The 26,840-nt window shown below is 72.6% G+C and carries 22 protein-coding genes; 11 read left to right on the top strand and 11 right to left on the bottom strand.

Features of this window, described 5'->3' with window-relative positions:
* Positions 1–50 precede the first annotated feature (50 nt).
* Together pepN and ACA511_RS13315 are read left to right on the top strand one after the other, a co-directional pair.
* Positions 51–2,585, top strand: coding sequence for an aminopeptidase N (pepN, locus tag ACA511_RS13320; RefSeq protein ID WP_375024497.1), 2,535 nt, complete (start codon positions 51–53; stop codon positions 2,583–2,585).
* Between the two features lie 139 nt (positions 2,586–2,724).
* Positions 2,725–3,723, top strand: a complete 999-nt coding sequence (locus tag ACA511_RS13315) for a hypothetical protein (protein WP_375024496.1) — start codon at positions 2,725–2,727, stop codon at positions 3,721–3,723.
* Here ACA511_RS13315 and malQ read toward each other — a convergent pair.
* Together malQ and ACA511_RS13305 are read right to left on the bottom strand one after the other, a co-directional pair.
* A complete protein-coding gene (malQ, locus tag ACA511_RS13310; protein WP_375024494.1) occupies positions 3,704–5,716 on the bottom strand; it encodes a 4-alpha-glucanotransferase in 2,013 nt (670 codons plus the stop codon). The genes ACA511_RS13315 and malQ overlap by 20 nt on opposite strands.
* A gap of 28 nt (positions 5,717–5,744) precedes the next feature.
* Positions 5,745–7,169 (bottom strand): amidase, encoded by a 1,425-nt coding sequence (locus ACA511_RS13305; RefSeq protein WP_375024493.1) that lies wholly within the window; start codon positions 7,167–7,169, stop codon positions 5,745–5,747.
* A gap of 225 nt (positions 7,170–7,394) precedes the next feature.
* On the opposite strand from ACA511_RS13305, the gene ACA511_RS13300 reads away from it, so the two are divergent.
* The 3 genes from ACA511_RS13300 (at position 7,395) to ACA511_RS13290 (ending at position 10,872) form a co-directional block, all read left to right on the top strand.
* Positions 7,395–8,255 carry a nuclease-related domain-containing protein gene (locus tag ACA511_RS13300; protein ID WP_375024492.1) on the top strand — a complete coding sequence of 287 codons (861 nt, stop codon included), beginning with the start codon at positions 7,395–7,397 and terminating at the stop codon, positions 8,253–8,255.
* Between the two features lie 300 nt (positions 8,256–8,555).
* The gene (gene ilvD, locus ACA511_RS13295) at positions 8,556–10,427 is read left to right on the top strand and encodes a dihydroxy-acid dehydratase (RefSeq protein WP_375024491.1); all 1,872 of its coding nucleotides are present in this window, start codon (positions 8,556–8,558) and stop codon (positions 10,425–10,427) included.
* Between the two features lie 97 nt (positions 10,428–10,524).
* Entirely contained in the window at positions 10,525–10,872 is a 348-nt protein-coding gene (locus ACA511_RS13290) for a DUF1330 domain-containing protein (protein WP_375024490.1), read from the top strand.
* On the opposite strand, the gene ACA511_RS13285 is transcribed toward ACA511_RS13290, so the two are convergent.
* Complete coding sequence (locus ACA511_RS13285; protein ID WP_371941426.1) at positions 10,869–11,087, bottom strand: zinc ribbon domain-containing protein; 219 nt, start codon at positions 11,085–11,087, stop codon at positions 10,869–10,871. The two genes, ACA511_RS13290 and ACA511_RS13285, sit on opposite strands and share 4 nt — an antisense overlap.
* 21 nt (positions 11,088–11,108) lie before the next feature.
* The gene (locus tag ACA511_RS13280; RefSeq protein WP_375024488.1) at positions 11,109–11,618 is read right to left on the bottom strand and encodes an HNH endonuclease; all 510 of its coding nucleotides are present in this window, start codon (positions 11,616–11,618) and stop codon (positions 11,109–11,111) included.
* Between the two features lie 275 nt (positions 11,619–11,893).
* On the opposite strand from ACA511_RS13280, the gene ACA511_RS13275 reads away from it, so the two are divergent.
* Positions 11,894–13,999, top strand: coding sequence for a prolyl oligopeptidase family protein (locus tag ACA511_RS13275; RefSeq protein WP_375024487.1), 2,106 nt, complete (start codon positions 11,894–11,896; stop codon positions 13,997–13,999).
* Positions 13,996–14,763: a class I SAM-dependent methyltransferase gene (locus ACA511_RS13270; RefSeq protein ID WP_375024486.1), complete on the top strand. Its 768-nt coding sequence runs from the start codon at positions 13,996–13,998 to the stop codon at positions 14,761–14,763. Before ACA511_RS13275 ends, ACA511_RS13270 begins: the two co-directional genes overlap by 4 nt.
* A 47-nt stretch (positions 14,764–14,810) precedes the next feature.
* Here ACA511_RS13270 and ACA511_RS13265 read toward each other — a convergent pair whose 3' ends face one another.
* Positions 14,811–15,401, bottom strand: a complete 591-nt coding sequence (locus ACA511_RS13265) for a GNAT family N-acetyltransferase (protein ID WP_375024484.1) — start codon at positions 15,399–15,401, stop codon at positions 14,811–14,813.
* Between the two features lie 6 nt (positions 15,402–15,407).
* Positions 15,408–17,042, bottom strand: a complete 1,635-nt coding sequence (locus tag ACA511_RS13260) for an XRE family transcriptional regulator (protein WP_375024483.1) — start codon at positions 17,040–17,042, stop codon at positions 15,408–15,410.
* A 389-nt stretch (positions 17,043–17,431) separates the two neighbouring features.
* On the opposite strand from ACA511_RS13260, the gene ACA511_RS13255 reads away from it, so the two are divergent.
* From ACA511_RS13255 to ACA511_RS13240, 4 genes are all read left to right on the top strand, one after another.
* Positions 17,432–17,731 (top strand): hypothetical protein, encoded by a 300-nt coding sequence (locus ACA511_RS13255; protein ID WP_375024482.1) that lies wholly within the window; start codon positions 17,432–17,434, stop codon positions 17,729–17,731.
* A 275-nt stretch (positions 17,732–18,006) separates the two neighbouring features.
* Positions 18,007–19,053: a mechanosensitive ion channel family protein gene (locus tag ACA511_RS13250; protein ID WP_375024481.1), complete on the top strand. Its 1,047-nt coding sequence runs from the start codon at positions 18,007–18,009 to the stop codon at positions 19,051–19,053.
* A gap of 49 nt (positions 19,054–19,102) precedes the next feature.
* Positions 19,103–19,486 carry a globin gene (locus ACA511_RS13245; RefSeq protein WP_375024480.1) on the top strand — a complete coding sequence of 128 codons (384 nt, stop codon included), beginning with the start codon at positions 19,103–19,105 and terminating at the stop codon, positions 19,484–19,486.
* 85 nt (positions 19,487–19,571) lie between these two features.
* On the top strand, positions 19,572–21,146 hold the full coding sequence (locus ACA511_RS13240) for a glycoside hydrolase family 13 protein (protein WP_375024479.1): 1,575 nt from the start codon (positions 19,572–19,574) through the stop codon (positions 21,144–21,146).
* Between the two features lie 121 nt (positions 21,147–21,267).
* On the opposite strand, the gene ACA511_RS13235 is transcribed toward ACA511_RS13240, so the two are convergent.
* The 5 genes from ACA511_RS13235 to ACA511_RS13215 form a co-directional block, all read right to left on the bottom strand.
* The gene (locus tag ACA511_RS13235) at positions 21,268–22,662 is read right to left on the bottom strand and encodes a S28 family serine protease (RefSeq protein WP_375024477.1); all 1,395 of its coding nucleotides are present in this window, start codon (positions 22,660–22,662) and stop codon (positions 21,268–21,270) included.
* 146 nt (positions 22,663–22,808) lie between these two features.
* Positions 22,809–23,429 (bottom strand): GNAT family N-acetyltransferase, encoded by a 621-nt coding sequence (locus tag ACA511_RS13230; protein ID WP_375024476.1) that lies wholly within the window; start codon positions 23,427–23,429, stop codon positions 22,809–22,811.
* Entirely contained in the window at positions 23,426–23,857 is a 432-nt protein-coding gene (locus ACA511_RS13225) for an acyl-CoA thioesterase (protein WP_375024475.1), read from the bottom strand. Before ACA511_RS13225 ends, ACA511_RS13230 begins: the two co-directional genes overlap by 4 nt.
* Before the next feature lie 55 nt (positions 23,858–23,912).
* Positions 23,913–25,241 (bottom strand): enolase C-terminal domain-like protein, encoded by a 1,329-nt coding sequence (locus tag ACA511_RS13220; RefSeq protein ID WP_375024473.1) that lies wholly within the window; start codon positions 25,239–25,241, stop codon positions 23,913–23,915.
* Positions 25,238–26,746, bottom strand: a complete 1,509-nt coding sequence (locus ACA511_RS13215; RefSeq protein ID WP_375024731.1) for an aldehyde dehydrogenase (NADP(+)) — start codon at positions 26,744–26,746, stop codon at positions 25,238–25,240. The genes ACA511_RS13220 and ACA511_RS13215 overlap by 4 nt, the downstream gene beginning before the upstream one ends.
* Positions 26,747–26,840 lie beyond the last annotated feature (94 nt).

Raw genomic sequence — 26,840 nt, 5'->3', positions numbered from 1 at the left:
GGTTGGTAGACATGACTACATCAAGCGAATAGGCCGACCAAGGAGTACATGTGGCAGGCAACCTCACGCGCGACGAGGCGCGGGAACGGGCCCGGCTGCTCACCGTGGAGTCGTACACGGTGGAACTGGACCTCACGACGGGCGCGGAGAGGTTCGCGTCGACCACCGTGGTCAGGTTCGGCAGCGCCGAGACCGGCGCGGACACGTTCATCGACCTGCACGGCGCCGTCGTGCGGGAGGTGACGCTGAACGGCAAGGCCCTCGACCCGTCGTCCTATGACGCCGGGAAGGGGCGCGTCCCGCTGCCCGGCCTCGCGGCCGAGAACGAACTCCGGGTCGTGGCCGACTGCGAGTACTCGCGGTCCGGTGAGGGCCTGCACCGGTTCGTCGACCCCGTGGACGACAGCGTGTACCTCTACACGCAGTTCGAGACGGCGGACGCGCACCGCATGTACACGTGCTTCGACCAGCCCGACCTGAAGGCCGTCTTCGAGCTGACGGTCAGGGCGCCGGAGGACTGGCAGGTCGTCACCAACGAGCCGGCCGAGTCCGCCGGCGGCGGGACGTGGCACTTCCTCCCCACCCCGCAGATCTCCACCTACATCACCGCGCTCATCGCCGGGCCGTACCACGTCGTCCGGGACGAGTACCGCCGCGACGACGGCACCGTCATCCCGCTCGGCGTGTACTGCCGCACGTCGCTGGCCGACCACCTCGACGCCCCCGCGATCGTGGACGTGACCCGGCAGGGCTTCGGCTACTTCGAGGAGGTCTTCGGCCGCCCGTACCCGTTCGCCAAGTACGACCAGCTGTTCGTCCCCGAGTTCAACGCGGGCGCGATGGAGAACGCGGGCGCCGTCACCTTCCTGGAGGACTACGTCTTCCGGTCGCGGGTCACCGACGCGGCCTACGAGCGGCGCGCCGAGACGATCCTGCACGAGATGGCGCACATGTGGTTCGGCGACCTCGTCACCATGCGCTGGTGGGACGACCTGTGGCTGAACGAGTCGTTCGCCACGTACATGAGCGTCCTGTGCCAGGCCGAGGCCACCAAGTGGAAGGGCTCGTGGACGACGTTCGCGAACCTGGAGAAGGCGTGGGCGTACCGGCAGGACCAGCTGCCGTCCACGCACCCGATCGCCGCCGACATCCCCGACATCCGCGCGGTGGAGGTCAACTTCGACGGGATCACCTACGCCAAGGGCGCGTCCGTCCTGAAGCAGCTCGTGGCCTACGTCGGCCTCGACAACTTCCTGGAGGGCGTGCGGCGCTACTTCGACCAGCACGCCTGGGGCAACACCGTCCTGGCGGACCTGCTGGGCGCGCTGGAGGAGAGGTCCGGGCGCGACCTGGCGTCGTGGTCGAAGGAGTGGCTGGAGACGGCCGGCGTCAACACGATGCGGCCCGCGTACGAGGTCGACGGCGACGGGAACTTCACGTCGTTCGCCGTCTTGCAGGAGGCCAAGCCCGACTACCCGACGCTGCGCTCGCACCGCCTCGCGATCGGGCTCTACGACCTGACCGGCGGCGGGCTCGTCCGGCGGGAGCGGGTCGAGCTGGACGTCGTCGGCGCCCGCACCGAGGTGCCGCAGCTCGTCGGCCGGAAGAGGCCCGACCTCGTCCTGGTCAACGACGACGACCTCACCTACGCCAAGATCCGGCTGGACGAGCACTCGCAGAAGACGCTGATCGAGCACATCGGCGACATCAGGGAGAGCCTGCCGCGCGCGCTGTGCTGGTCGTCGGCGTGGGACATGACGCGCGACGCCGAGATGGCCACCCGCGACTACGTCCGGCTCGTCGCCAAGGGCATCCGCGGCGTCACCGACATCTCGGTCACGCAGACGCTGCTGCGGCAGGCGCGCACCGCCGTCCAGCAGTACGCGGACCCGGCCTGGCGCGAGGAGGGCCTCGCCCTGCTCGCCGGGACGCTGTCGGAGCTGGCGCGCGAGGCCGAGCCCGGCTCGGACCTCCAGCTCGCCTACACGCAGGCGTTCACCGCGTCGGCCGTGTCCGACGAGCACCTGGCGTTCGTCCAGGGCCTGCTGGACGGCTCGCAGACGCTCGTCGGCCTCACCGTCGACACCGACCTGCGCTGGTCACTGCTGCGCCGGCTCGTCGTCACCGGGCGGGCGGGCGAGGCCGAGATCGACGCCGAGCACGAGCGGGACCGCACCGCCGCCGGAGAGCGGCACGCCGCCGCGTGCAAGGCCGCCGTGCCGACCGCGGCGGCGAAGGCGGCCGCGTGGGAGCGGATCGTGTCCGGCGACCTGCCGAACGCCGTCTACCGGTCGACGCTCGGCGGATTCGTCGAGCCCGACCAGGCGGAGCTGCTGCTCCCCTACGTCGACCGGTACTTCGCCGAGGTGGGGCGCGTCTGGAAGGAGTGGAGCAGCGACATGTCGCAGACGTTCGCCGAGGTCGCCTACCCGTTCCTGGTGATCGAGCAGTCCACGATCGACCGGACCGAGTCCTACATCGCCGAGCAGGACCCGCCGGCCGCCCTCGCCCGGCTGCTGTCGGAGGGACGCGACGGCGTCGCCCGCGCGCTGCGCGCCCGCGCGAAGGACGCCGCGTCCTCCTGACGCCTGTCTCCTGACGCCCTGTCCAACCTCCCCGTGGCCGTGCGATCGTGGCATGGTCACGGGGCGGGCGGGGGCTGGAGGACGGTCGCCGAGCGGAGCCCGACCTTTGAATGGCGGCGGGCGGGGGCTGGAGGACGGTATGGAGACGGCCGGAGACGTGCTCACGGCACTGGCGCGGCGCTACGCGTTCGGCGACCTGGAGGCGCTGATCACGCAGGGCGCGCTGGCCGCGGACGGCCGCTCGACGGCGGTCGCGGCGCTGTGCGCGTTCGGGCAGCGCGTCCTCGACCTCGACGCCGAGGACTTCGGCATGCCCGAGGCGGTCGGCGAGGTCCCGCGCGACCTCCTCGACCGGGCCCGCGCCAGCCGGATGCCGCAGGCGGCCCGGGAGCGTCCGCGCGGCGCGCTGGCCAGCCTGCGTCCCGCGTACTCCCTCCTGCTGGAGGTCATCGCGGTCCGCTGGTACCGCCGCGACATGGCGGCGCTGGTCGCCGCCGTGCACATCGCGAGCGAGTACCTGCCGATGCTGGCCTGGGAGGGCGTGCTCGGCCACGCCGGCGACCCGGCCCTCATCGGCGCGTCGGTGAGCGGCGAGGGCAGCCGGTTCGGGGTGCCCGTCGAGCCGGGGACGGCCCGCATGTGCGACCACACGCGTCCGGAGCGCTCCGCCTGCGAGCGGACGCTCCGCGTCGCGAAGGAGCCGGGGCCCGGCTGGCGCGCCTACCTGGACCGGCAGCACAGCCAGGTCGCGTCCGCCCTCGGCGACTGCGCCGCCCGGTGCCGCACGCCCTGCACGGTCATGACCCGCCTGGACGGCCTGGTGCGCGCCGACCTCGCCGACCGGTGCCGGCTGGCCGCCGACTTCACCGACGGCGCGCTCGTCAAGCTCCGCCACGCGGCCCCGGTCGGCCACGGTTTCGGCGTCCCGTCGCCGGAGGAGGTCCAGACGGCGTGGACGCGCGCCCGCAAGTCGCTGTCCCACCACCCGCTGGGCCACAAGGCGCTGGCGGGCGCGGGCGGCGACCCCTACCCGCTGCCCGGCCTGCCCGCGCTGTTCTCGGCCATCGCCGACGCCGACCTGCGCCCCGACACGCTTCTGCACGACGTGACCAAGCGCATCACGGCCACGCTCGCCTGACGGCACCGGCCCGGAGGTCGTCGAGGAGGACGGGCCGGCCCCCCGCGTCCGCCAGCGGGACGCGCCAGTTCGGGTACTCGTCGACGGTTCCCGGCTGGTTCTGGGTGCGGCGCTCGCCCACGGCGTCGGCCAGGGAGATGCCGGTGAGCCGGGCCGGGGTGCGGGCCAGGAAGGCGTGCAGGGCGTCCACGATCTGCTCGTCGTAGGCGGTGGAGCCTTCTGCCAGCGCCTTCATGACCTCGGCGGGCGGGTCCGGCAGCAGATCCTCCGCGTGGAGGAGCGCCAGCCAGTCGTTCAGCCGGCGGCGGTGGTCGGCCTCCTCGTCGGCGCGGGGGCGGGTCAGCAGGCCCAGCCGGTCGCGGAGGGCGATGTGGTCGCCGTGGACGAATCCGATGATCGGCGGCATGTCGTGGGTGCCGACCGTCGCCAGGGAGAGTTCGCGCCACTCGGCCGGGGGCTTCGGACGTCCCTCGGCGCCGCGTTCGAACCACAGCAGGGACGTGCCGAGGATGCCGCGGTCGGCCAGGCCGTCCCGGAACCCGGACTCGACGGTGCCGAGGTCCTCGCCCACCACGACGGCGCCCGCGCGTTCCGCCTCCCAGGCGAGGCAGCCGAGGAGCGCGTCGCGGTCGTAGCGGACGTAGGTCCCGTCCGCGGGCGAGCCGCCCTCGGGGACCCACCACAGCCGCGACACCTGCATCGCGTGGTCGAGGCGCAGCCCGCCGCCGTGCCGGAACGCCGTGGCCAGCATCTCCCGGAACGGGACGTAGGCGGCGCCGGCGAGGCGGTGCGGGTGCCAGGGCGGCTGGCCCCAGTCCTGGCCGCGCTGGTTGAACTCGTCCGGCGGGGCCCCGACGCTCATGCCGGGCGCGAACAGGTCCCGGTAGATCCACGCGTCGGCGCTGCCGTGCGCGACCCCGACCGCGAGGTCGTGGACGATCCCGACCGGCATCCCGGCGTCGCGTGCGGCCCGCTGCGCGGCCGTGAGCTGGCCGTCCAGCCGCCATTGCAGCCACGCGTGGAAGTCGACGCGGCCGGCGAGGCGGGCCGCCTCGTCCGCGACGGCACGGCTCCCGGCGTCGTGCAGCGCGGCGGGCCAGCGGCGCCAGTCCGGGCCGTGCTTCTCGGTGAGCGCGCACCAGGTCGCGAACGCGGTGAGCGCCGTCCCCTCGCGGGCGCGGAACGCCGCGTAGCCGCGCTCCGCCTCGGTGCCGCGCGGGAGGCGGTGGAGGGATTCGAGGGCCTGGAGCTTGGCCGTCCAGACCGCGTCCCGGTCGATGGCGCCGCCGGGGACGCGCAGCGGCCCGGCGAGCGCGGACAGGCGAGCGCGGTCCTCGGCGGGCAGCGCCGCGTACTCGGGCAGGTCCTCGACGCGCAGGTAGATCGGGGCGGCGAAGCGGCGGCTCATCGGCGAGTACGGCGACGGGCCGACCGGCGGGACGGGCTCGGCCGCGTGCAGCGGGTTGATCAGCGTGAAGCCGGCGCCCAGCTCGCGCGCGCTCCAGGCGGCGAGGCCGGCGAGGTCGCGCAGGTCGCCGATCCCCCACGAGGCGCGGGAGCGCACCGAGTACAGCTGGACGGTGAACCCCCACAGGCGGTCCGGTGCGCGCAGCCGGCGCGGGGCGACCAGCAGCGGCGCGCTCTCGGAGCCCGCGTGGAGCCGGTGCCAGCCGGCCGGAAGCTCGGCCCGGTCCAGGGCCGCGGGGACGGTCTCGCCGGTCGCCAGCTCGACGCTCGCGTCCGCGAGGGCGGGAAGGGCGGGAAGGGGATCGCCCTGCCGGACGACGACGACCGGCGGCAGCGCGCGGCCGGGTCCGCGGGCGCGTTCCAGCTCCGCCGCGACGGCGGCCGGAGTCGACGCGTCGACCCCGAGCGCCGCCAGGACGGCGACGAGCGTGTCCGGCGGGACCGCCGCCTCCCGGCCGCGCCAGTCGGTGTACCGGGTCGCGACCCCGTGCCGTCCGGCCAGCCTGATCAGTCCGTCGTCGCCCACGCCTGCACCATGCCCGGTACGGACGGGGTCACGCCGTCCAGATCTCCGGCTTGCGGCCGATCCAGGGGCGGGCCTCCTCCAGCTGCGCGGACAGCGAGATCAGCGTGCCCTCGCCGCCGAGGCGCCCCGCCAGCATGACCCCGATCGGCAGGCCGTCGCCGTTCCAGTGCAGGGGGACGTTCACCGCCGGCTGCCCCGAGACGTTGTAGACCGCGCAGAACGGGGTGAACTGGGTCTGCCGCCAGAAGTTCTCCGCAGGCTCCTGCTCGTGGAAGTGGCCGACGGGGACGGGCGGCATCGCGAGCGTCGGATGCAGGATGGCGTCGAACTCGTCCATCAGCGGGAACCCCGCCCGCAGCGCCCCCTGCAGCGCGGCGTGCGCCTGGAACAGCCGCGGCGCCGAGGTCGCCTCGCCCTGGCTCCGGAGCCAGCGGGTCAGCGGCTGCATCAGGTGCTCGCTCTCCTCCGGGACGGGCGTCATCGTCGCCATCACGCCCCAGAGCGTCGCGAAGTGCGGAAGCAGGTCGGCGCCGAGCACCTGCGGCAGTTCCACGACCTCGTGGCCGAGCTCCTCCAGCAGCGCCGAGGCGTCGTCGTAGGCGGCGGCGCAGTCCGGGTGGACCTCGACCCCCGGCACCGGCGACTCCATGCTCCGCGCGATGCGCAGCCGGCCCGGCGCCCGGTCGGCGTGGCCGAGGAACGGCCCGTCCGCCTGCGGCGCCCGGTAGAGGTCGCCGGGCATGTGGCCGGCCATCACGTCCAGCAGCAGGGCCGCGTCGCGGACGGTCCGCGCGATCGGGCCGTTCGTGGCCAGGCCGAACAGGTCGGGGACGATCGGGCCCGAGGAGACCCGGCCGCGGGTCGGCTTGATCCCGAACAGCCCGCACACGCTGCTCGGGATCCGGATCGAGCCGCCGCCGTCGCTGCCCTGCGCGACCGGCGCCAGCCCGGCCGCGACGGCCGCCGCCGCGCCGCCGCTGGAACCGCCGGCCGACCTGGTGAGGTCCCAGGGCGTCCGGGCCGGAGGCGCGACGTCACTCTCCGTGTAGCAGGGCAGGCCGAACTCGGGCGTCGCCGTCTTGCCCAGCAGCACGGACCCCGCTTGCGACAGCTTTGTCACCACGTTGTCGTCCGCGAACCCGGTCATACCGGAGAAGACGGCCGAGCCGAAGGTCATCCGGACGCCGTTCACCATGTTCAGGTCCTTGATCGGGACCGGGACGCCGTGCAGCGGCGGCAGGTCCGCCGGGTCCGCCGCGTCCAGCACCGCCTTCGCGGCCCGCCGGGCCTCCTCGCGGGCCCGTTCGGCGGTGACCGTCACGTAGGCGCCGACCTGCTCGTTCAGCCGTTCGATGCGGTCCAGGTAGTGGTCGGTGAGCTCGACCGGAGATACGTCGCGGGCGCGGACGGCCGCGGCCATCCGGGTGGCGCTGAGGTCATGGGTTTGTGTCACGAACCGGAACGGTAGACGCCGTGTGCGCGGGCATCAAAGAGGGCAAGGAGGATAAGGCGGAGAAAGGAGAAGAGTATCGGCCCACCCGTCCGTCGCGTAAGTTACTCACTGACCCGATGGCGACAAAACTATTAACCCCGCATGACTAGTCGCCGACCGGCCGGATGATTACTCTGCGCACGGAGGATCATGCCCCCGATGGGAAAGGGATACGGAGCGTCACTTATGGCGATCATGGAGCGGGGCAACACGCAGGGAGCCAGGGGCCAGCCCGCGGCCCAGTCCGAGGAGAGGCGGCCGGAGGAAGCACCGTCGGAGGAAGCCCGTGAGCACCACCACCAGGCTCCGGTGAAGGAGCGTCCCGACGAGGACCCCGGCGAGCGCACCGCCGCGGCGATGCTCGACGACCCCCAGGTCCGCCGCTGGATGTGGCGGGCCGGCGCGGCCGCCGGCGCCGGCGTCCTGGCCGCGGTCCTGCTCAGCTGGCGGATCGGCGCCGCCGTCGCGATCCTCGTGGTCGTCGGCGACCTCGTCCGCAGCTCGCGCAGGAGCTCGTCCGTCACCGCCTGGCAGAAGTCCTCGGCCGCCGAGCGGCGCACCGAGAAGCAGCTGAAGTCCCTCCAGCGCAACGGGTACCTCGTGCTCCACGCACGGGCCGTCCCCCGCGACGACGAGGGCGTCAGCGACGGGCGGATCGACCACCTGGTGATCGGGCCGAGCGGCGTCTACGCCATCGACTCCGAGAAGTGGGACAAGCGCCTCCCCGTGCGCACCATGTCCCACCTCAAGCTCTTCCACGGCCCCTTCAACAAGAAGGACCGGCTGGACGAGGCGCGCTGGGAGGCGCAGATGGCGAGCAGCATCCTCGCCGAGCAGGTCGGCTTCGAGGTGCCGGTGCAGCCCTCCGTGGCCATCTACGGCCCGTCCATCCCGTGGAAGGTCATGCGGGTGCGGGACGTCGACGTCTACGCGGGCAACCGGGCGCGCGCCTACCTGCGGCGCCGTCCGAAGATCCTCACCGACGGCGACGTGCAGCGCATCTTCCAGGCGGCAGAGAGCGCCCTGCCGCCGAAGTACCCCGACTGAGGCCGAGGGCGGCCCTGCTTCCCCGGGCCGCCCGCCCCAAAGAGGCCGCGAGGCCCCGAAGGGCTCAACGGCGAGCCCCACCCGGGATGCCGCCTTGCCGGAAGATCCGCCGCACCGGACGTGACCGCCGGGACGCCCGCGTCCCGGCTTTTTCAATGCCGTCCCTACGGTTGGTAGCATCGGGGGTCACGGGCCGGCCCGCGCGCGACCTCCGCTGAGCCGGCGGCAGCGCCGCGATCCGCCGCTGCGGGATCCGCTCCCAGAACACGGCTCGGCACGTCACACGTTGGAGAGGTCTCTATGCCACCGCTCAAGTCACGGACGGTCACGCACGGCAGGAACATGGCGGGCGCCCGCGCCCTCATGCGCGCCACCGGCGTCCAGCGCGAGGACTTCGGCAAGCCGATCGTCGCGGTGGCCAACAGCTTCACCCAGTTCGTGCCCGGCCACGTCCACCTGGACGAGGTCGCCAAGGTCGTCGCGGGCGCGGTCCGCGAGGCCGGCGGCGTGCCCCGCGAGTTCAACACGATCGCCGTCGACGACGGCATCGCGATGGGCCACGGCGGCATGCTGTACTCGCTGCCGTCCCGCGAGCTGATCGCCGACGCCGTCGAGTACATGGTCAACGCGCACTGCGCCGACGCCCTGGTCTGCGTCTCCAACTGCGACAAGATCACCCCGGGGATGCTGCTGGCCGCGATGCGGCTCAACATCCCGACCGTGTTCGTCTCCGGCGGCCCGATGGAGGCCGGCAAGCCGGTCGAGGGCGTCATGGGCGGCAACAAGCTCGACCTGATCGACCCGATGATCGCCTCCGCCGACGAGTCCATCGCCGACGCCAAGCTCGCCGAGATGGAGGAGAGCGCCTGCCCGACCTGCGGGTCCTGCTCCGGCATGTTCACCGCCAACTCGATGAACTGCCTCACCGAGGCGATCGGGCTGGCGCTGCCCGGCAACGGCACCGTCCTCGCCACCCACACCGCCCGCCGCCGCCTCTACGAGGACGCCGGCCGCACCGTGGTCGAGGTCGCCAAGCGCTACTACGACGGCGACGACGAGTCCGTCCTGCCGCTGAACATCGCCACCCGCGAGGCGTTCGAGAACGCGATGGTGCTGGACGTCGCCATGGGCGGCTCCACCAACACGATCCTGCACCTGCTCGCCGCCGCGACCGAGGCCGGCGCCGACTTCGGCCTCGACGACATCGACGCCGTCTCCCGCCGCGTGCCCTGCATCTGCAAGCTCGCCCCCGCGCTGGCCACCTACCACGTCGAGGACTGCCACCGCGCCGGCGGCATCCCCGCCCTCCTCGGCGAACTGCACCGCGCCGGGCTGCTGCACTCGGACGCGCACTCGATCCACAGCTCGTCCATCGGCGAGTTCGTCGCCAAGTGGGACGTCCGGTCCCCCGACGTCCTGCCCGAGGCCGTCGAGCTGTTCCACGCGGCCCCCGGCGGCGTCCGCAGCACCTCGGCGTTCTCGCAGAGCGCGCGCTGGGAGTCGCTCGACCTCGACCGCGAGAACGGCTGCATCCGCTCCGCCGAGCACGCCTACACCGCCGACGGCGGCCTCGCCGTCCTGCGCGGCAACATCGCCCCCGACGGCGCGATCGTGAAGACCGCGGGCGTCGAGGAGGAGCTCTGGACCTTCACCGGCCCGGCCGTCGTGTTCGAGAGCCAGGACGACGCGGCCGAGGGCATCCTCGGCGGCAAGGTCGAGGCGGGCGACGTCGTCGTGATCCGCTACGAGGGCCCGAGGGGCGGCCCCGGCATGCAGGAGATGCTGTACCCGACGAGCTTCCTCAAGGGCCGCGGGCTCGGCAAGGCGTGCGCGCTGATCACCGACGGCCGGTTCTCCGGCGGGACGTCCGGCCTGTCCATCGGGCACGCCTCCCCGGAGGCGGCGGGCGGCGGCGTCATCGCCCTCGTCGAGGACGGCGACCGCATCGTGATCGACATCCCGAACCGCGTCCTCGAACTGGACGTCCCGGCCGACGAGCTGGAGATCCGCCGCGAGAAGCTGCTCGCCGACCTCGGCGGCTACCGCCCCCGCGACCGGCACCGCCCGGTCAGCGCCGCGCTGCGCGCCTACGCGGCGATGGCGACGTCCGCCTCGACCGGCGCCGCCCGCGACGTCTCCCTGCTCGACCGCCTCAACGGCCTCGACGGCTGAGCATTACCCACCAGGTAATCGCCGCCGTTCCCTCCCGTGGGCAAGATGGTGCGTGCCGGGCGAGAGCCCGGCCCCACTATCGAAAAGGAAACGTGCGATGACCGCCTACGCCCTTGCCCACCTGCACCCGCAGCCGCCCCTGCACGACGACGTCTTCACCTACATCGAGCGCATCCAAGGCACCATGGACCCGTTCGGCGGCCGGTTCCTCGTCCACGGGACCAACCCCGAGGTGGTCGAGGGCCCGCTCGACGGCGGCTACGTCCTGATCGAGTTCCCCGACATGGACAAGGCCCGCGCCTGGTACGAGTCGGACGCCTACCGGGCGATCCTCGCCATGCGCACCGACAACATCGAGGGGACCACCGTCTTCCTTCAGGGCGTCCCGCCGGACTACGACGCCGCCGCGACCGGCCGCGCCATGCGCGCCGCCCAGAACGGCTAGGAGCAGCACCCTCCGCCGCAGCAGCCGCCGCCCCCGGCGGGCTTCGGCGGAGGCGCCGTGGCGCGGGACGTCCCGGTGACGGCGATCGTCGAAAGCAGCTTGACCGTGTCGTCGTGCCCGTCCGGGCACGGCGCCGGATCGGACGCGTTGATCATCGGCCGGGAGACCTCAAAGGTCGACCCGCAGGCGCGGCAGCGATAGTCATAACGAGGCACGCCCCCAGGATAGGCCCCGGGTTAAGCAGCGGGCTCGGTGACGTAGGCCGCCCATTGGGGGTCGCCGTCGTGGACCAGCCCGATGAGGCGCCAGTGGGCGCCGCGAGGGACGGCGGGAGTGATGCTGAGCGTCCACCCCAGTTCGGACAGGAGTCGGTCGGCCTTGCGGTGGTTGCACGGCATGCAGGAGGCGACGCAGTTCTCCCACACGTGCTTGCCGCCGCGGCTGCGCGGATGGACGTGGTCGATCGTCTCGGCACGGCGCCCGCAGTAGACGCAGCGGAAGTTGTCGCGGCGCATCAGCGCTGCGCGGGTCAGCGGGACCCGGGTGCGGAACGGGATGCGGACGTAGCGGCGCAGCCGGATGACGGACGGCACCTCGATCGTCATGGTGGCCGAATGCAGCACCGCGCCCGAGGTGTCATGGTGGACGATCTCGGCCTTCTCCCGGAGCACGAGGCAGACCGCCCGCCGCAGCGGAAGCGTGGTGAGTGGTTCGTACGTCGCGTTCAGGAGGAGGACGTGCCGCATCAGACGGCCTCCGCCGGGTTCTGCCGTTCGTTCGCCTCGGCGGGCGCGGCGGACCGCGCCCCGGACCGAGGCCCGATTATCGTCTCCGGTTCCTGCGCTGTCGCCATGAGGACCTCCCCAGGGGCGAACCCGACCTTCATCAGTGTGGCGTCTGACGGAGCCCGTCCGCTACCCCAATAGTCCCCCTTCGGAGCCCGGATCGAACGCAAGGGCGCGTTCGGGGCGGGTCGGAGCGTCCGGGACGTGCAGGCCGTAAGGCCCAATACAGTGCATTCATGACGCCGTATCCGCCCGCGCAGCGCCAGGACATCGTCGAGGACATCCACGGCCACCGGGTCGCCGACCCGTACCGGTGGCTGGAGGACGCCGGGAGCGACGCGACCGAGGAGTGGCTCGCGGCGCAGGACCGGCTCTTCCACAAGGCCGTGGACGCGCTGCCGGGCCGGGCCTGGCTGCGCGCGCGGCTCGGCGAGCTGCTCGGCGCGGGCAGCGTCGGCTCCCCCGTGTGGCGGGGCGAGCGGCGGTTCTTCACCCGCCGCGCCGCCGACCAGGAGCATCCCGTCCTCTACACGGCCGGCCCGGACGGCGCCGAACGCGTCCTCGTCGACCCGACGGCCCTCGACCCGGGCGGGACGACGACGCTCGACGGCTGGCAGCCCGACAAGGAGGGCCGCCTCCTCGCCTACAAGATCTCCACGGGCGGGGACGAGGAGTCCCTGCTGTTCGTCATGGACGTCGCGACCGGCGAGCGCGTCGAGGGGCCGATCGACCGGGCGCGCTACTCCGCCGTCGCCTGGCTGCCGGGCGGGGAGGCGTACTACTACACCCGCCGGCTGCCCGCGCGGGACGTCCCGGAGGGCGAGGAGCAGTACCACCGCCGCGTCTACCTGCACCGCGTCGGCGCCGAGCCCGACACCGACGACGTGCTGGTCTTCGGCGACGGGATGGACAAGACCAACTACTACGGCGTCGGGGTCAGCCGGGACGGGCGCTGGCTGACGATCTCGTCGTCGCAGGGCACGGCGCCGCGCAACGACCTGTGGATCGCGGACCTGTCCGCGTCCCCGGCGGAGGCGCCCGAGCTGCGCGTCGTGCAGGAGGGCGTCGACGCCGGAACCGGCCTGCACGTCGGGCGGGACGGCCGCGCCTACATCTTCACCGACCGGGACGCGCCCCGCTCCCGGCTCTGCGTCGCCGACCCGTCCGACCCGTCCTACGAGCGGTGGCGGGACCTCGTCCCCGAGGACCCGGAGGCCGTCCTCACCGACTTCGCGATCCTCGACGGCCTGGACCGCCCGGTGCTGCTGGCCGGGTGGACGCGGCACGCGATCAGCGAGATCACCGTCCACGACCTGGAGACCGGCGAGCGCGTCGGGGACGTCCCGGCGCCGGGGCTCGGCTCGATCGGCGGGATCGTCGAGCGGCCCGAGGGCGGGCACGAGGCGTGGTTCGGCTACACCGACAACGTCACGCCGTCCTCGGTGATGCGCTACGACGCGCGCACCGGCGAGACGACGCTGTGGGCGTCCGCGCCGGGCACGGTCGCCGTCCCCGAGATCGAGACGCGCCAGGTCGTCTACACCTCGCGGGACGGGACCGAGGTGCGGATGCTGGTCGCGTCCCGGCCGGGCCTGTCCGGCCCGCGGCCGGCGATCCTGTACGGGTACGGCGGCTTCAACATCCCGCTGACGCCGTCCTACTCGGCGAGCGTCCTGGCCTGGGTGGAGGCGGGCGGCGTCTACGCGGTCGCGAACCTGCGCGGCGGGTCCGAGGAGGGCGAGGAGTGGCACCGCGCGGGCATGCGGGAGCGCAAGCAGAACGTGTTCGACGACTTCCACGCCGCCGCCGAGAAGCTCATCGCGGACGGGCTGACCACGCCCGGCCGGCTCGCGATCTCGGGCGGCTCGAACGGCGGCCTGCTCGTCGGCGCGGCCCTCACCCAGCGTCCCGACCTCTACCGGGCGGTGGTGTGCTCGGCCCCGCTGCTCGACATGGTGCGCTATGAGAGGTTCGGCCTGGGCCAGACCTGGAACGACGAGTACGGGACGGCGGACGACCCCGAGGAGTTCGGCTGGCTGATCGGCTACTCCCCGTACCACCACGTCCACGCGGGCACCGCGTACCCGGCCGTGCTGTTCACGACGTTCGGCAGCGACACCCGGGTGGATCCGCTGCACGCCCGCAAGCTGTGCGCCGCCCTCCAGCACGCGACCGCCTCGGACGCGCCGGTCCTGCTGCGCGACGAGGCCGAGGTCGGCCACGCCGCCCGCTCGGTGAGCCGCTCGGTGGACCTCATGACCGACACCCTCACGTTCATGGCCGCGCAGACCGGGCTGGCCTTCCCCGACGACGAATTGACTCGTGGTCTAATAGCGGGATGAGCGAGGCGACGATGCGGACGACCGGCGAACGGGTCCTCGACCTGCTCCGCGACCCGCCCGAGGCGCCCGACCTGTCGGCCGGCTACCTCGACCTGCTCGGGCCGCCCGCGAAGCCGTCCCTCGCCCAGTCCGCGATGGAGTCGGCCTTCCTGCCGCGGATCTACGAGAAGGTCTGGCGCCCCATCGGCTTCAACGCGGCCAAGGGCTGGCCCTTCGGCCCCGGCACCGCCGCGGAGCACGCGATGGCCCGCGACTGGCTCGGCCTGACCTCCCGTCCCCCCGCGACGGTGCTGGACGTGGCCTGCGGCCCCGGCAACGTCACCCGCGCGCTCGCCGCGGGCGTCGCGCCGAACGGCCTGGTCGTCGGGCTGGACGCGTCCGAGACCATGCTGGCCCAGGCCGTCGGCGACCCCGCCGGCAACACCTCCTACGTCCGCGGCGACGCCGTCGACCTGCCGTTCCGCGACGGCGTGTTCGACGCCGTCTGCTGCCTCGGGGCCCTCTACCTGTTCGACGACCCCTGGACGGCCCTGGACGGCATGACCCGCGTCCTCAAGCCCGGCGGACGCCTGGTCATCCTCACGTCCCGCCGCCCGACGCCGCTGCCCAGCGCCCGGATCGCCGGCGCGCTGATCCGCCGCACCACCGGCTTCACCGTCTTCGGCGACCGCGAAGTGACCCGGGCCCTCACCGCCCGGGGCTTCACCGGCGTCCGCCACCGCCGCTACCCGCTGATGCAAATGGTCGGCGGCCGGCGCCCCTAGCGGACCACGAGGCGCCGGCGGCGGGCCGGAGGCAACGCGGCCCGGGGTCAGCGCAGGAGTTTCTCTATGTAGATGTTGACGATGCCGCCTATCGTCTCGCGGCGGGTCTCCCGCCAGCCGAACCTGCGGTAGAGCGCCAGCGCCGGGGCCTGCAACTCGGTGGTGTCGCCGCGCAGGACGCGGTAGCCGTACTCGGCGGCGCGCTCCTCCAGGGCCCCGACGACGGCGGCGCCGTAGCCGCGCCGCTGGACGGCGGGCAGCACGCGCAGCCGGACCATCTCGACGGCGTCCAGGTTCGGGGCGCCGGGAGCGTAGCCGCCGAACGCGCGGGCGTGGCCGCCGGGGATGAGGTCGGCGCGGCGCAGGCCGCCCATCGCGACGATGCGGCCGTCGAGCTCGCCGACGAGGAACTCGCCGTCGTTGCGGAGATAGATGTCCTCCATCCGGAAGAAGTCGTGGTCGTAGTAGACGCCGTCGCCGGGGCGCAGGCCGACCTGGGCGAGGCCCTCGCGGTGCAGGGCGAGGACGACGCCGTGGTCGGCGGCGTGGTAGCGGCGGATCCGCAGCTCTCGGAAGCTCCATACGGGGGGCTCGTCCTGGAGCCGGACGAGGTGGCCCTGCGAGAAGGTGCTGCCCATGCGAGGTCAGACCTGCTCGGCCGGGGGGACGGAGACGGGGCTCTTGATCGAGGGGCCCGCGAGCGCCTCGTAGAAGTCCTTCAGGCCCGCGATCTCGCCGTGCTTGGCCGACACCGCCGCGCCGATCTGGCGGGCGCGGTGCACGAGGATGTCGGACCGGTGGTCGGACGGCAGGTCGTGGATGGCCTCCCGGCCGGCCGTCAGCGCGGCGGCGGGGTGGCCCGCGTGGAGTTTGCACATCGCGCGGTCGAGGCGGACCAGGGTCAGGTCGACGCGGTCGGTGGGCGAGTAGAGGGTGAGGGCGTGGCTGAGCACCTCGTCGCCGTGCTTGTGGTCGCCGAGGTTGGTGAACGTGTCGCCCTCGTAGAAGGCCATCTGCCGGTCGGTGAACCCGAACACCAGGTCGCCGGTGTCGGTCTTGGAGAGCTGGTCGAACACCGAGCGTCCGCGGACGAGGGCCCGGCGGGCGCTGGGGGCCGCGTCACCGCGTCCGCGCATCGCGAGCATGCCGAGCGCGCGGGCCTCCACGGCGGGGGCCATGGCGGCGGCGACGCCGGGCGTCCGGCCGGCGAGGTCCTGGGCTTTGCGGGCCAGGTGCAGCGCCTCGCGCGGGTCGCCGTAGTACATCGGCACGAGGGACTCGCGGACGGTCACCCAGGCGCGCAGCTGCCGGTCGCCGGTCTCGTCGGCGGCGGTGCGCGCCGTCCGGAAGAACGAGCGGGCCAGCCGGTGGTCGCCCAGATTGATCATGATCAGACCGGACAGCCCGGACAGCTGCGCGGCGATCCGGCACAGCCGCTCCTGGAGCTCGACCGGCTGCCGCTTGTCGCACATGCGGCGCACCTCGCTGAAGTCCAGCAGGACGTCGCAGAGCATCCGCAGCGAAGGAGTCGCCTGGTACTGCCGGCCGTAGCCGTAGGTCGTCTCCTCCCACTGGTCGAGCATCGTCGGCGAGACGGTCGCGCCGACGAGCGTGTCGTCCATCTTGCGGCGCAGGTTGTCGACGGCCCCAAGGAACTGGCCGTCGAGCGCCACGCCCGCTCCGGCCAGCAGTTGCAGAAGGGTCCTACGAAGCACGATGTCCTCCTCTCCCACATCAATGGTCAGTGGGCCCTCGGCGCGGTCGAGGCCCCGTAAGTCGCTGACGGTCGTCCAGGGGCGTTCCTCGGCCCGGGGGACGATCGCCCCGACGAGCGCGTCGGGGCCCGGTACCGCGCGCCGCTCGGCGGCGCGCGGCTGGGGGACGCCCGGGGAGCCCGTGCGGACCGCGTGCCCGCGGCCGCAGATGCAGGGGCTCTGGTAGTCGAGCGCGTCGGGCTCCACCCGGTACACGGCGCAGAGGTAGTGCAGGTACTCGGGGCCGGGTCGCTTGTACCCGCTCTCGTAGGCCGACAGCAGCGTCTCCCCGAGCCGGGGCGCCGGCTTTCCGTCGACCTCGTAGAGCGCCCTGACCTGCGCGACGATGTCGGACAGCGCGACACCGTGGGCGAGGCGGTGCGCCTTGACCCGGCTGGTGCCGAACAACGGGCCGCACTGCTCGTGGATCTCCTGCGCGATCTGGACCGGGCCGTGGCCCCGGGCCAGGGCGCGCGCGCGGATCCGGCGGGCGACGTCCGTTTCTTTCCGAGGGGGATCCGACATCGACTCCGGCCTCCTCACCGTCGTGCCGGGACGCCGTCGCCGCGGGGCGGGCGGACGTCCCTGCCACGGCGACCGGTCACTTGATGGCCACGACAGATAATCTCTCGCGCACGCAGCGTAACCCCCGCCACAGGGGCGGCCAAGCGGTTTCGGAGAAGACGCGGCGGCCGGGAGGCGTCTCATCCCCCGTGGGTAGAGATTCTTCCTCCGCAGGAGGGGCCCCTTCCTCTGAGGTGGGGTAATCCGGTACTTCGCCGTACGGCCGACCCCTTGACCCGCCAGTGTGAGAGTTGCAATTCTCGCCGCGAGTGACCGGACGGATCCAGAGAGTCGATCATCCGCCCAGGTCCCGGCAACGCCCGGTGCTCGCCCATGGAGGGGGTGTGAAGGTGGTCAGCGACAGACGCGTCGGCTACCTCGAGGAGCTGGAGCACGAACTCGACACGCAGGGGCTCGTCGCCCGCGTCGTCCGGACCCGCTCGGGGCCGGCCTTCCTGCGCGTCGTGAACCCGGAGGCCGCGAGCCTCGCGGAGGACGTCACCTGCGCGCCCGCTCCCGAGACGAAGGACCACTACTTCTGGTGGTCGTGGGGAGAGCGCATGCACCGGGTGGACGACGTGGGCGGCGCCGCGATGAAGCTGGCGCACGTCCTGCAGCCGCTCCGCCGCGGCAGGGGCGGCCGCCCCTGACCCGTCCCCTCCGCAGAGCACCCGACGAGCTCTCCCTCTCCCGGCAGGAGCTCCCGCCCCTGAGACCGGGCGTGTCCCGCGGGCCGTGGCTGGAAAGGCGCGGCAGCCGCGATCCGCGGGGCACGCTCGCCGGAACAGTCCCTCCCCGGCCTGGTCACGGCGCCCCGTCCGCGGCGTACGATCCGGTCGGAGCCGTCCCCTACGATCGGGTCGTACCTGCCGCGGGTCCACGGTGAGGTGCCGAGGCACCACAATGGCCGGGGAGGGTCTGCACCATGCCGTTCATCGTGTCGTCACTCGCCGCCCCGCTCGCGGCGCCGTCCGCCGCACGGCTCGCGGCCGAGCGCGTCCTGCCCTGGGCCGACAAGGGGTCCCCGGAGTCGGCCTGCGGCGACCCGACGCCCACCACGGCGTGCCGCCTGGTCTGGAACGTCTCGCACAACACCGGCTTCACCAAGTTCTTCGCGACGTGGCTGGACCGGCCGCTCACCACGCTGCTGCTGATCATCATCACCTTCGTGGTCGCGCTGATCGTGAAGAACATCGCGCACCGGATGATCACCAAGGTCACGCTGCGGATGGCCGAGGGCACGATGTCGGAGCGGTCCCGCGAACGGTCCCGCGCGGTCTTCGAGGGCAGCCCCGTCCTGCTGAACAAGCGGCGGGCGCAGCGGGCGCAGACGCTCGGCTCGGTGCTGCGCTCCATCGCGTCCGTCCTCATCCTGGGGACGGCGCTGTTCAGCATCCTCGGCTCGCTCGGCCTCAACCTCGCCCCGATCCTGGCCAGCGCGAGCGTCATCGGCGTCGCGGTCGGCTTCGGCGCGCAGAACATCGTCAAGGACCTCCTCGCGGGGCTGTTCATGCTCCTGGAGGACCAGTACGGCGTCGGCGACTTCATCGACGTCGGCACCGCCAAGGGGACGGTCGAGGCCGTCACGCTGCGGGTCACCCGGATGCGGGACGTCAACGGCATCGTCTGGTACGTCCCCAACGGCGAGATCAAGAAGGTCGGGAACGAGTCGCAGAACTGGGGCCGCGCCGTCCTCGACATCCCCGTCGACATCAACGAGGACACCGAGAAGGTCAAGGAGATCCTGCAGGCGACCGCCGACGAGATGGCCGCGGACGAGTCGTGGAAGGCCCTCGTCCTGGAGGAGCCGTCGGTGTGGGGCGTGCAGGCCCTCGCCGGTGACGCGATCGTGATCAGGGTCGTGCTGAAGACCGCGCCGGGCCGGCAGGGCGACATCGCCCGTGAGCTGCGCGAACGCGTCAAGCGGTCGTTCGACCGGGCGGGCGTCACGGTGGCCACCCCCGCGCCGTAGCCGATCAAGGTGAGGATCGGGACGCGACTCACATATGGTGGGGAGCGCTATGGCTGAACAGGTGACTTTCTACGAGGCCGTCGGCGGTGAGGACACCTTCCATCGGCTGGTGCACCGCTTCTACGAGGGCGTCGCCGGCGACCCCGACCTCCGCGCCCTCTATCCGGAGGAGGATCTCGGTCCCGCCGAGGAGCGGCTGCGGATGTTCCTGATCCAGTACTGGGGCGGTCCGAACACCTACAGCCAGCGGCGGGGGCATCCGCGGCTGCGGATGCGGCACGTTCCGTTCGTCATCGACGAGGCCCAGCGGGACGCCTGGCTGCGGCACATGCGGGTCGCGGTGGAGGAGCTGGAGCTGCCCGAGCCGCTGGAGAAGCAGCTCTGGGACTACTTCACGATGGCGGCGCGCAGCCTGGTGAACGCTCCCTCGTGATCGCCGCACGCGTCCGCCGCGGCTGACGGCGATCTGCGACCGCCGCACGTGACCGGTCCGCCGTAAATCGGGTAGATCGCCGTGTATGACGCGAATCCCGTGGTGGCGCAACGCCGTCGTGTACGAGGTCTACGTCCGCAGCTTCGCCGACTCCGACGGGAACGGCGAGGGCGACCTCCAGGGGATCCGGTCGCGGCTCGGCCATCTGCGCGACCTCGGCGTGGACGCGCTGTGGCTCACCCCGTTCTACACGTCCCCGCTGGCGGACGGCGGCTACGACGTGGCCGACTACCGCGACGTCGACCCCCGGTTCGGCACGCTCGGCGACTTCGACGCCCTCGTCGCGGACGTCCACGCGCACGGGCTGCGGCTGATCGTCGACATCGTGCCGAACCACTCGTCCGACCGGCATCGCTGGTTCCGCGAGGCGCTGGCCGCGCCGCCCGGATCGCCCGAGCGCTCCCGCTACATCTTCCGTTCCGGGAGGCCGGGGGGACGTTCCGGCGAGGAGCTCCCGCCGAACGACTGGCCGTCGGCGTTCGGCGGCCCGGCGTGGACGCGGGTGGACGACGGCGAGTGGTACCTCCACCTCTACGCGCGCGAGCAGCCGGACTTCAACTGGCGCAACCCGGAGGTCCGGCAGGAGTTCGAGGGGATCCTGCGGTTCTGGCTCGACCGCGGCGTGGACGGCTTCCGCATCGACGTGGCCGCGGGGCTGTTCAAGGACGAGTCGTTCCGCGACCTCGGGGGCCGGGACCGGCGGGTCCTGGACGGCCCCATCTACAACCGTCCAGAGGTCCACGAGGTGTACCGCAGGTGGCGGCAGATCCTGGACGGTTACGACGGCGACCGCATGGCCATAGGCGAGGTGTGGACGGACGGCCCCGAAGATCTCGCGCTCTACCTGCGCTCGGACGAACTGCACCAGGTCTTCCAGTTCGACTTGCAGCTGGCGCCGTGGTCGGCGACGGCGTTCCGCGACGTGATCACCGCCGCGGTCAAGGCCGTCGCGCCAACCGGAGCCGCTCCGACGTGGGTGCTGTCCAGTCACGACTCCATCCGCCATGTGACCCGGTACGAGCGGCCGGAAGGCGTCCCTGGGATCGAACGTGCCCGAGCCAGGGCCGCCCTACTGCTGCTCTTGGCGCTCCCCGGGTCGGCGTATCTGTACCAGGGTGAAGAACTCGGCCTGCCGGAGGTGACGGACCTTCCGGACGAGGCCCGGCAAGACCCGATCTGGGAGCGCACCAACGGGGAGCTCGCCGGACGGGACGGCTGCCGCGTCCCGCTGCCGTGGTCGGGCGACGCGGAACCGTACGGGTTCTCCCCCGCCGGCGTCCGGCCGTGGCTGCCGATGCCGCCGGATTGGGCGTCCATGACGGCGGAGGCGCAGGAGTCCGACCCGTCCTCGATGCTGGCCCTGTACCGCGACGCGCTGGCGCTGCGGCGCCGCCTGGTGGACGGCCTGCCGGAGGACGTGGAGTGGCTCGACTCCCCCGACACGGCGCTCTTCCTGCGGCGCGGCCCGCTCACCTGCGTGCTCAACTGCGGCGAGAACCCGGTACGGCTGCCGTCCGGCTCACCGCTGCTGACCAGCGCCCCGCTCTACGGCGACCTGCTCCCCGGCAACACCGCGGCCTGGCTCACGACCCCTGAGTGACCCGTCCGCAAGCGCGCGCGGGACGGAGGGGTGTGCGGAAACAGCGGCGCGGTGCGCCGGCCGTGCCAGGGATCAGTGCACGGGCCGGCACACCGCGGCCTTCTCGAACGGCTGTCTCCGGCTACAGCGGGGGACGCTGGAGCTGGAGCGGGTCGTCGGCGCGCGGGGCCGACTTGAAGGTCTGGACGCCGGCTTCGACGCCTCCCCAGCGCCGAACGTCCGCGATCGCCTCGGCCTGCTCGCCGGCGGGCAGCTTGGCGATGAGGCGGGCGCTGTGGTTCATGCCGGGCGCGACGTAGACGGCGGAGTCGCGGCTGCCCCTGCCCAGCGTGAACGGCTCGGCGCCCCACGGGTCGTTGGAACCGTACAGGAACAGCATGTGCTCGGAGTCGTGGCGCACCCAGCGGTCGATGTCGCGCATGGCGCGGCCGCGGTCGAACCGCATCGGGATGTCACGCGGGACGTAGGTGCGCGGCTGGTAGCTGCTCTCGTAGCGCAGCAGCGGCCGCAGGTGCTCGAACTTCGGCGCCGGCCAGCCCAGCTGCGTGCCCGCCTGGTAGTAGTACGGGACGTACGGCGCGAGGCCCTGGTCGCTGTAGAACGACAGGCCGGAGACGGCGTCGAGCGTCTGGTAGATCTCGTCGTCGGAGGCGTCCGCCGCCGGCAGGGACGCGCAGTCCGACTGCAGGCTGTACTGCCAGAACGCCCACTCGTAGTCCATCACCGAGTTCTCGAACGCGCGGTCCTGGGTGCGCAGGATGTCGAACGTCAGGCCCTGCTCGTCCGCCGCGGCCTTGAAGCGCTGGAGCATGGCGGGGCGGCGCTTGAGGAATTCGCGCGCGAGCGCCTTCACGTGGGCGCGGCATTCGGGGTCGTCGCCGACCGTCTTGAAGAACGCGTCATAGGCGCGGTCGTCGCTGTTGTCGACGTCGTTGGGCGCGACGTAGACGACGCTGCCGTCGACGTCGTTCGGGTAGAAGCGCTTGTGGTAGACGGCCGTCATGCCGCCCTTGCTCGCGCCCGTCGAGATCCACTTGCCCTGGTAGACGGTCTTGAGCGCGCGGATCAGGCGGTGCTCGTCGGTGGCGGCCTGCCAGATCGTGTCCTTCTTCCAGTCCGTCGGCTCGGGACGGGACGGGGTGAAGTAGCGGTACTCGACCGAGATCTGGTTGCCGTCGACCAGCGCCGTCGGCTCGGCGGTGAACATCACTTCCGGCGTGTCGTAGCCGCTGGTGTAGAGCACCATGGGCTTGTCCGCCGCCTTGTGCTGCAGCATGATGCGCTGCTCGAACCACTGCCCCCGCGGGTTGCGGTGGTCGACGGGCTGCCGGTACTCCAGCCAGAACCAGCGGGAGCCGGGGATCGTCGAGGTCTTCTCCGTCACCTGCATGCCGGGGATCGCCTTGAGCCGGGCCAGGACGTCGCCGGTCTGGGCCGCACCCGCCTGCGCCGTGATCGCCGCCTGCGCCGCCGTGGCGCCAGCCCCGGTCATTCCCGCGGCGAGCAGCAGTGCCATCGCTCCTCGTGAGACGCGCCGCATTGTGCCCCTTTCACGTGGGTTCTCCACATTCGCGTCGCGACACTAGAGGGAGAAGAGGGCCCCGAACGGATTGCTGTGTTGCTTGTTACCCATCCGTGACACCTCAGTTGTCGCCTCGGCTGTCACCGTTCCGGACGGGACGCGGAACGCTCGTCCGGCGGGGTGAGGGACACCCCGTCGTCCCATGGGGCCAGGCATTCGAAAATGTGCTCGTCGTACCAGCGTCCGTCCACGTGAATGTGGCGGCGGGACGTCCCGACGGTCGTGAAACCGTTGTTTCGCAGGACGCGCTGGGACGCATGGTTGTCGACCCTCGTGAACGCATCGACGCGATGCAGGCGCAGCTCGCGGAACGCCACGTCCAGCGCCTGCTTGAGCGCCTCTGTCGCGACACCATGGCCGGCGTGCGCGCGCGCCACCCAGTAGCCGACGAAGCAGCTCTGGAGGGGGCCGCGCAGGACGTTGTTGAGCGTGATCCGTCCGGCGATCTCACCGTCGACCAGGATGACGCCCGGCCACATCTCCCCCGCCTCGTACGACTCGACCAGGCCGTGCAGGTTGTCGCGCTGGCCGTCGGCGGTGAAGTACGACTCGTCCCGCTCCGGTTCCCAGGGACGCAGGTACTCGCGGTTCGCCCGGATCAGTGCCGCGAGCGCCTCCGCGTCCGCCGTCTGGACGACGCGCAGCCGCACGCCGGGCTCGCTCCGGTCCAGTGCGGGCGGCGCCCCGGCCGGCGCCGTCATGCGGTGGGCAGCACGTAGCGCCCGATGAACTCGCGCTCCTCCGGGGTGAAGCGCCGCAGCCGGTTCGCCGCGACGTCGAACGCGACGAGCGTGGAGGTCGCCTCCGCGTACACGTTCTCGTCGTCCCGCACCTCGTAGGCGAGCTTGAACGAGGCGGCACGGGCCTCGGTCACCCACGTCTCGACCCGGATCGGGTAGACGGTCGGCAGCAGCGGCAGCCGGTAGTCGATCTCGTGCCGCGAGATCACCATGCCGCGGACGGGCTCGTCGCCCTTGCGCACCGGGTCGCCGTGGAACATCTCCAGGCGCGCGTCCTCCAGGTAGCCGAGGAACTTGACGTTGTTCACGTGGCCCTGGGAGTCGATGTCGCCGAACCGGATGCTGAACTCGTAGACGTGGCGGTACTCGGCCTGAGGCGTCCGCTGCATGTCCTCGCCTGGGGGTCTGGGAACCGGGGTCGGCCCGATGTTACCCGCAGGCGATTCAGTCCCGGTCGAGGCAGGGTCGTTTCCGGTCGAACGTCCAACCGGGGATCAGGTACCGCATGGCGGCGGCGTCGTCGCGGTCGCCCAGCCCGTGCCGGACGTACAGCCGGTGCGCCTCCTCCAGCCGCTCCTCGTCGATCTCGACGCCGAGGCCGGGCTCCTCCGGGAGGCCGATCCCGCCGCCGGTGATCCGCAGCGGGTCCTTGGTGAGGCGCTGGCCGTCCTGCCAGATCCAGTGCGTGTCGATCGCGGTGATCTCCCCGGGCGCGGCGGCGGCGGCGTGCGTGAACATCGCCAGCGACACGTCGAAGTGGTTGTTGGAGTGCGAGCCCCAGGTCAGGCCCCACGCCTCGCAGAGCTGCGCCACCCGCACCGAGCCGCGCATCGTCCAGAAGTGCGGGTCGGCGAGCGGGATGTCCACCGCGTCGAGCCGGATCGCGTGGCCCAGCTCGCGCCAGTCGGTCGCGATCATGTTGGTGGCGGTGCGCAGGCCGGTCGCACGGCGGAACTCCGCCATCGTCTCGCGTCCGGAATAGCCCAGTTCGGCGCCGCACGGGTCCTCGGCGTAGGCGAGGACGTCCTTCAGCCCGTTCCCGATCCGGACCGCCTCGGCCAGCGACCACGCGCCGTTCGGGTCGAGGTTGATCCGGGCGTCCGGGAACCGCTCGGCGAGCGCCCGCACCGCCTCGGCCTCCTCGTCGCCCTTGAGCACGCCGCCCTTGAGCTTGAAATCGGCGAACCCGTACCGCTCCTGAGCGGCCTCCGCCTGCCGGACGATCGCGTCCGGCGTCATGGCCTCCTCGTGCCGCACCCTGAGCCAGCCGTCCGCGTCCCTGGGCGGCTCCTGGTACGGAAGGTCCGTCTTGTTCCGGTCGCCGACGTAGAACAGGTAGCCGAGCATCGGGATCGTCCGGCGCTGGACGCCGTCGCCGAGCAGCGCCGCCACCGGCACGCCGAGGAACCGGCCCATCAGGTCGAGCAGCGCCGACTCGATCGCGGTCAGCGCGTGGACGGTGATCCGGGTGTCGTGCGTCAGCGGGCCGCGTCCGCCCGCGTCCAGGTGTCCGAACGCGGCGCGGACGGCGTTCAGGATCTCGTCCGACCGGCCGACCGGCCTGCCGACGACCAGCTCCCGGGCGTCCTCCAGCGTCCTGCGGATGCCCTCGCCGCCGGGCACCTCGCCGACGCCCGTGCCGCCGGACGAGTCGGTGAGCAGCAGCACGTTCCGGGTGAAGAACGGGCCGTGCGCGCCGCCCAGGTTGAGCAGCATGCTGTCGTGCCCGGCGACGGGCACGACCCGCATCCCGGTGACGACCGGCGTGCTCATCGCGGCACCCCCTGGTAGGCGATCGGCCGCTGGAACCGCTCGACGGCCAGGCTGCCAACGGACGTCGAGCGCGCGTCCGACGTCGCCGGGAACGGCCCGCCGTGGACCATCGCGTGCCCGACCCTGACCCCGGTCGGCCAGCCGTCCCACACGATCCGGCCGGCCAGGCGCTCCAGGACGGGCAGCAGCCGCGCCGCGTCGTCCCCCCGGCCGTGGATCGTCGCGGTCAGCTGGCCCTCCAGGCCGCGCGCCACGTCGACGACCTGGTCGAGGTCGTCGCAGCGGACCACCAGCGAGCAGGCGCCGAAGATCTCCTCTTGCAGGTCGGGGCCGAAGTCGGCGGCGTCCACGACCGCGAGCGCGGCCCGGCAGCCGGCCGCCGCGTCCGGCTCCCGCCCGCGGGCGACGATCTCCACGCCCGGACGGCCTTCGAGCCGCTCGACGCCCCGCGCGTACGCGTCCGCGATGCCGGGCGTGAGCATCGGCGCGCCCGGGTCGGCTTCGAGCGCCTCGGCCGCCGCGTCCAGGAACGCGTCGAGCTGCGCCCCTTTGACCGCGAACACCAGCCCGGGGTTGGTGCAGAACTGCCCGGCGCCGAGCGTCACCGACCCGACGAACCCCTCCGCGAGTTCGCCGCCGCGCGCGGCCACGGCGTCCGGGAGGAGGAACACCGGGTTGACGCTGCTCATCTCCGCGTAGACCGGGATCGGACGCGGCCGGTTCGCCGCCGCCCCGGCTATCGCCAGGCCAGCCCCGCGCGATCCCGTGAACCCGACCGCCCGAACGCGCGGGTCGGTGACGAGCGCGATGCCGAGCGTGGGGCCGTCCCCGTAGAGCATCGAGAACACGCCCTCGGGCAGGCCCGCCTCCTGGACGGCCTCCGACACCGCCCGGCCGACCAGCTCGCACGTCCCCGGGTGGGCGTCGTGCGCCTTCGCGATGACCGGGCAGCCCGCCGCCAGCGCCGACGCGGTGTCCCCGCCCGCCACGGAGAACGCGAACGGGAAGTTGCTCGCGCCGAAGACCGCGACCGGGCCGAGCGCCACCCGTCCCTGCCGGATCTCGGGCCCGCCGTCGCCGGCCGGGTCCACGCTGAGGATCGGCCGACCCTCTCCGCCGGTGGCGAGCGGGCCGGCGCGCGTTTGGCCCTCGCGAAGGTCGGCGGCGAAGAGCCGGAGCTGCCCCGTGGTGCGCCCCACCTCGCCGGTCAGCCTGGCCTCGGGAAGCCCGGTCTCGGACACCGCACGCCGGACGAGGACGCCGGTGAGCTCGTCGAGCCTGCCCGCGATCGCCTCAAGGAACGCGGCGCGCCGCTCGGCCGTGGTCGCGCGGTAGGCGTCGAACGCCTCGTCCGCCAGAGCGCAGGCGCGCTCCACGTCGCCGCGGTCGCCGTAGCGGTACTCGGGGCCGAAGCCGTCACCGGTGCGGGGATCGACGGCGGTGATCGCCCGCCCCGTGCCGGCGACGCGGTCGAAGCCGATCACCATGCGTCCGGTGAGCTGCACCAAGGCCGTCCCTCCTCCATATGGTCCGAATCGGACGATAGGAGACGGATCGATACCTGTCCAACACGAAAAACGCATCGTTCGATGCGCGCGA

It is taken from the genome of Actinomadura sp. GTD37, assembly GCF_041951365.1.
In the GTDB taxonomy this organism is placed as follows: Bacteria; Actinomycetota; Actinomycetes; order Streptosporangiales; family Streptosporangiaceae; genus Spirillospora.
This window is presented reverse-complemented; position numbering and strand designations above follow the sequence as displayed.

What these genes read in the sequence shown, in the direction of transcription:
- ACA511_RS13315 (WP_375024496.1), top strand. Translation starts at nt 2,725, where the DNA reads ATGGAGACGGCCGGAGACGTGCTCACGGCACTGGCGCGGCGCTACGCG.
- ACA511_RS13300 (WP_375024492.1), top strand. Translation starts at nt 7,395, where the DNA reads ATGGCGATCATGGAGCGGGGCAACACGCAGGGAGCCAGGGGCCAGCCC.
- ilvD (WP_375024491.1), top strand. Translation starts at nt 8,556, where the DNA reads ATGCCACCGCTCAAGTCACGGACGGTCACGCACGGCAGGAACATGGCG.
- ACA511_RS13290 (WP_375024490.1), top strand. Translation starts at nt 10,525, where the DNA reads ATGACCGCCTACGCCCTTGCCCACCTGCACCCGCAGCCGCCCCTGCAC.
- ACA511_RS13280 (WP_375024488.1), bottom strand. Translation starts at nt 11,618, where the DNA reads ATGCGGCACGTCCTCCTCCTGAACGCGACGTACGAACCACTCACCACG.
- ACA511_RS13275 (WP_375024487.1), top strand. Translation starts at nt 11,894, where the DNA reads ATGACGCCGTATCCGCCCGCGCAGCGCCAGGACATCGTCGAGGACATC.
- ACA511_RS13270 (WP_375024486.1), top strand. Translation starts at nt 13,996, where the DNA reads ATGAGCGAGGCGACGATGCGGACGACCGGCGAACGGGTCCTCGACCTG.
- ACA511_RS13265 (WP_375024484.1), bottom strand. Translation starts at nt 15,401, where the DNA reads ATGGGCAGCACCTTCTCGCAGGGCCACCTCGTCCGGCTCCAGGACGAG.
- ACA511_RS13260 (WP_375024483.1), bottom strand. Translation starts at nt 17,042, where the DNA reads ATGTCGGATCCCCCTCGGAAAGAAACGGACGTCGCCCGCCGGATCCGC.
- ACA511_RS13250 (WP_375024481.1), top strand. Translation starts at nt 18,007, where the DNA reads ATGCCGTTCATCGTGTCGTCACTCGCCGCCCCGCTCGCGGCGCCGTCC.
- ACA511_RS13245 (WP_375024480.1), top strand. Translation starts at nt 19,103, where the DNA reads ATGGCTGAACAGGTGACTTTCTACGAGGCCGTCGGCGGTGAGGACACC.
- ACA511_RS13240 (WP_375024479.1), top strand. Translation starts at nt 19,572, where the DNA reads ATGACGCGAATCCCGTGGTGGCGCAACGCCGTCGTGTACGAGGTCTAC.
- ACA511_RS13235 (WP_375024477.1), bottom strand. Translation starts at nt 22,662, where the DNA reads ATGGCACTGCTGCTCGCCGCGGGAATGACCGGGGCTGGCGCCACGGCG.
- ACA511_RS13230 (WP_375024476.1), bottom strand. Translation starts at nt 23,429, where the DNA reads ATGACGGCGCCGGCCGGGGCGCCGCCCGCACTGGACCGGAGCGAGCCC.
- ACA511_RS13225 (WP_375024475.1), bottom strand. Translation starts at nt 23,857, where the DNA reads ATGCAGCGGACGCCTCAGGCCGAGTACCGCCACGTCTACGAGTTCAGC.
- ACA511_RS13220 (WP_375024473.1), bottom strand. Translation starts at nt 25,241, where the DNA reads ATGAGCACGCCGGTCGTCACCGGGATGCGGGTCGTGCCCGTCGCCGGG.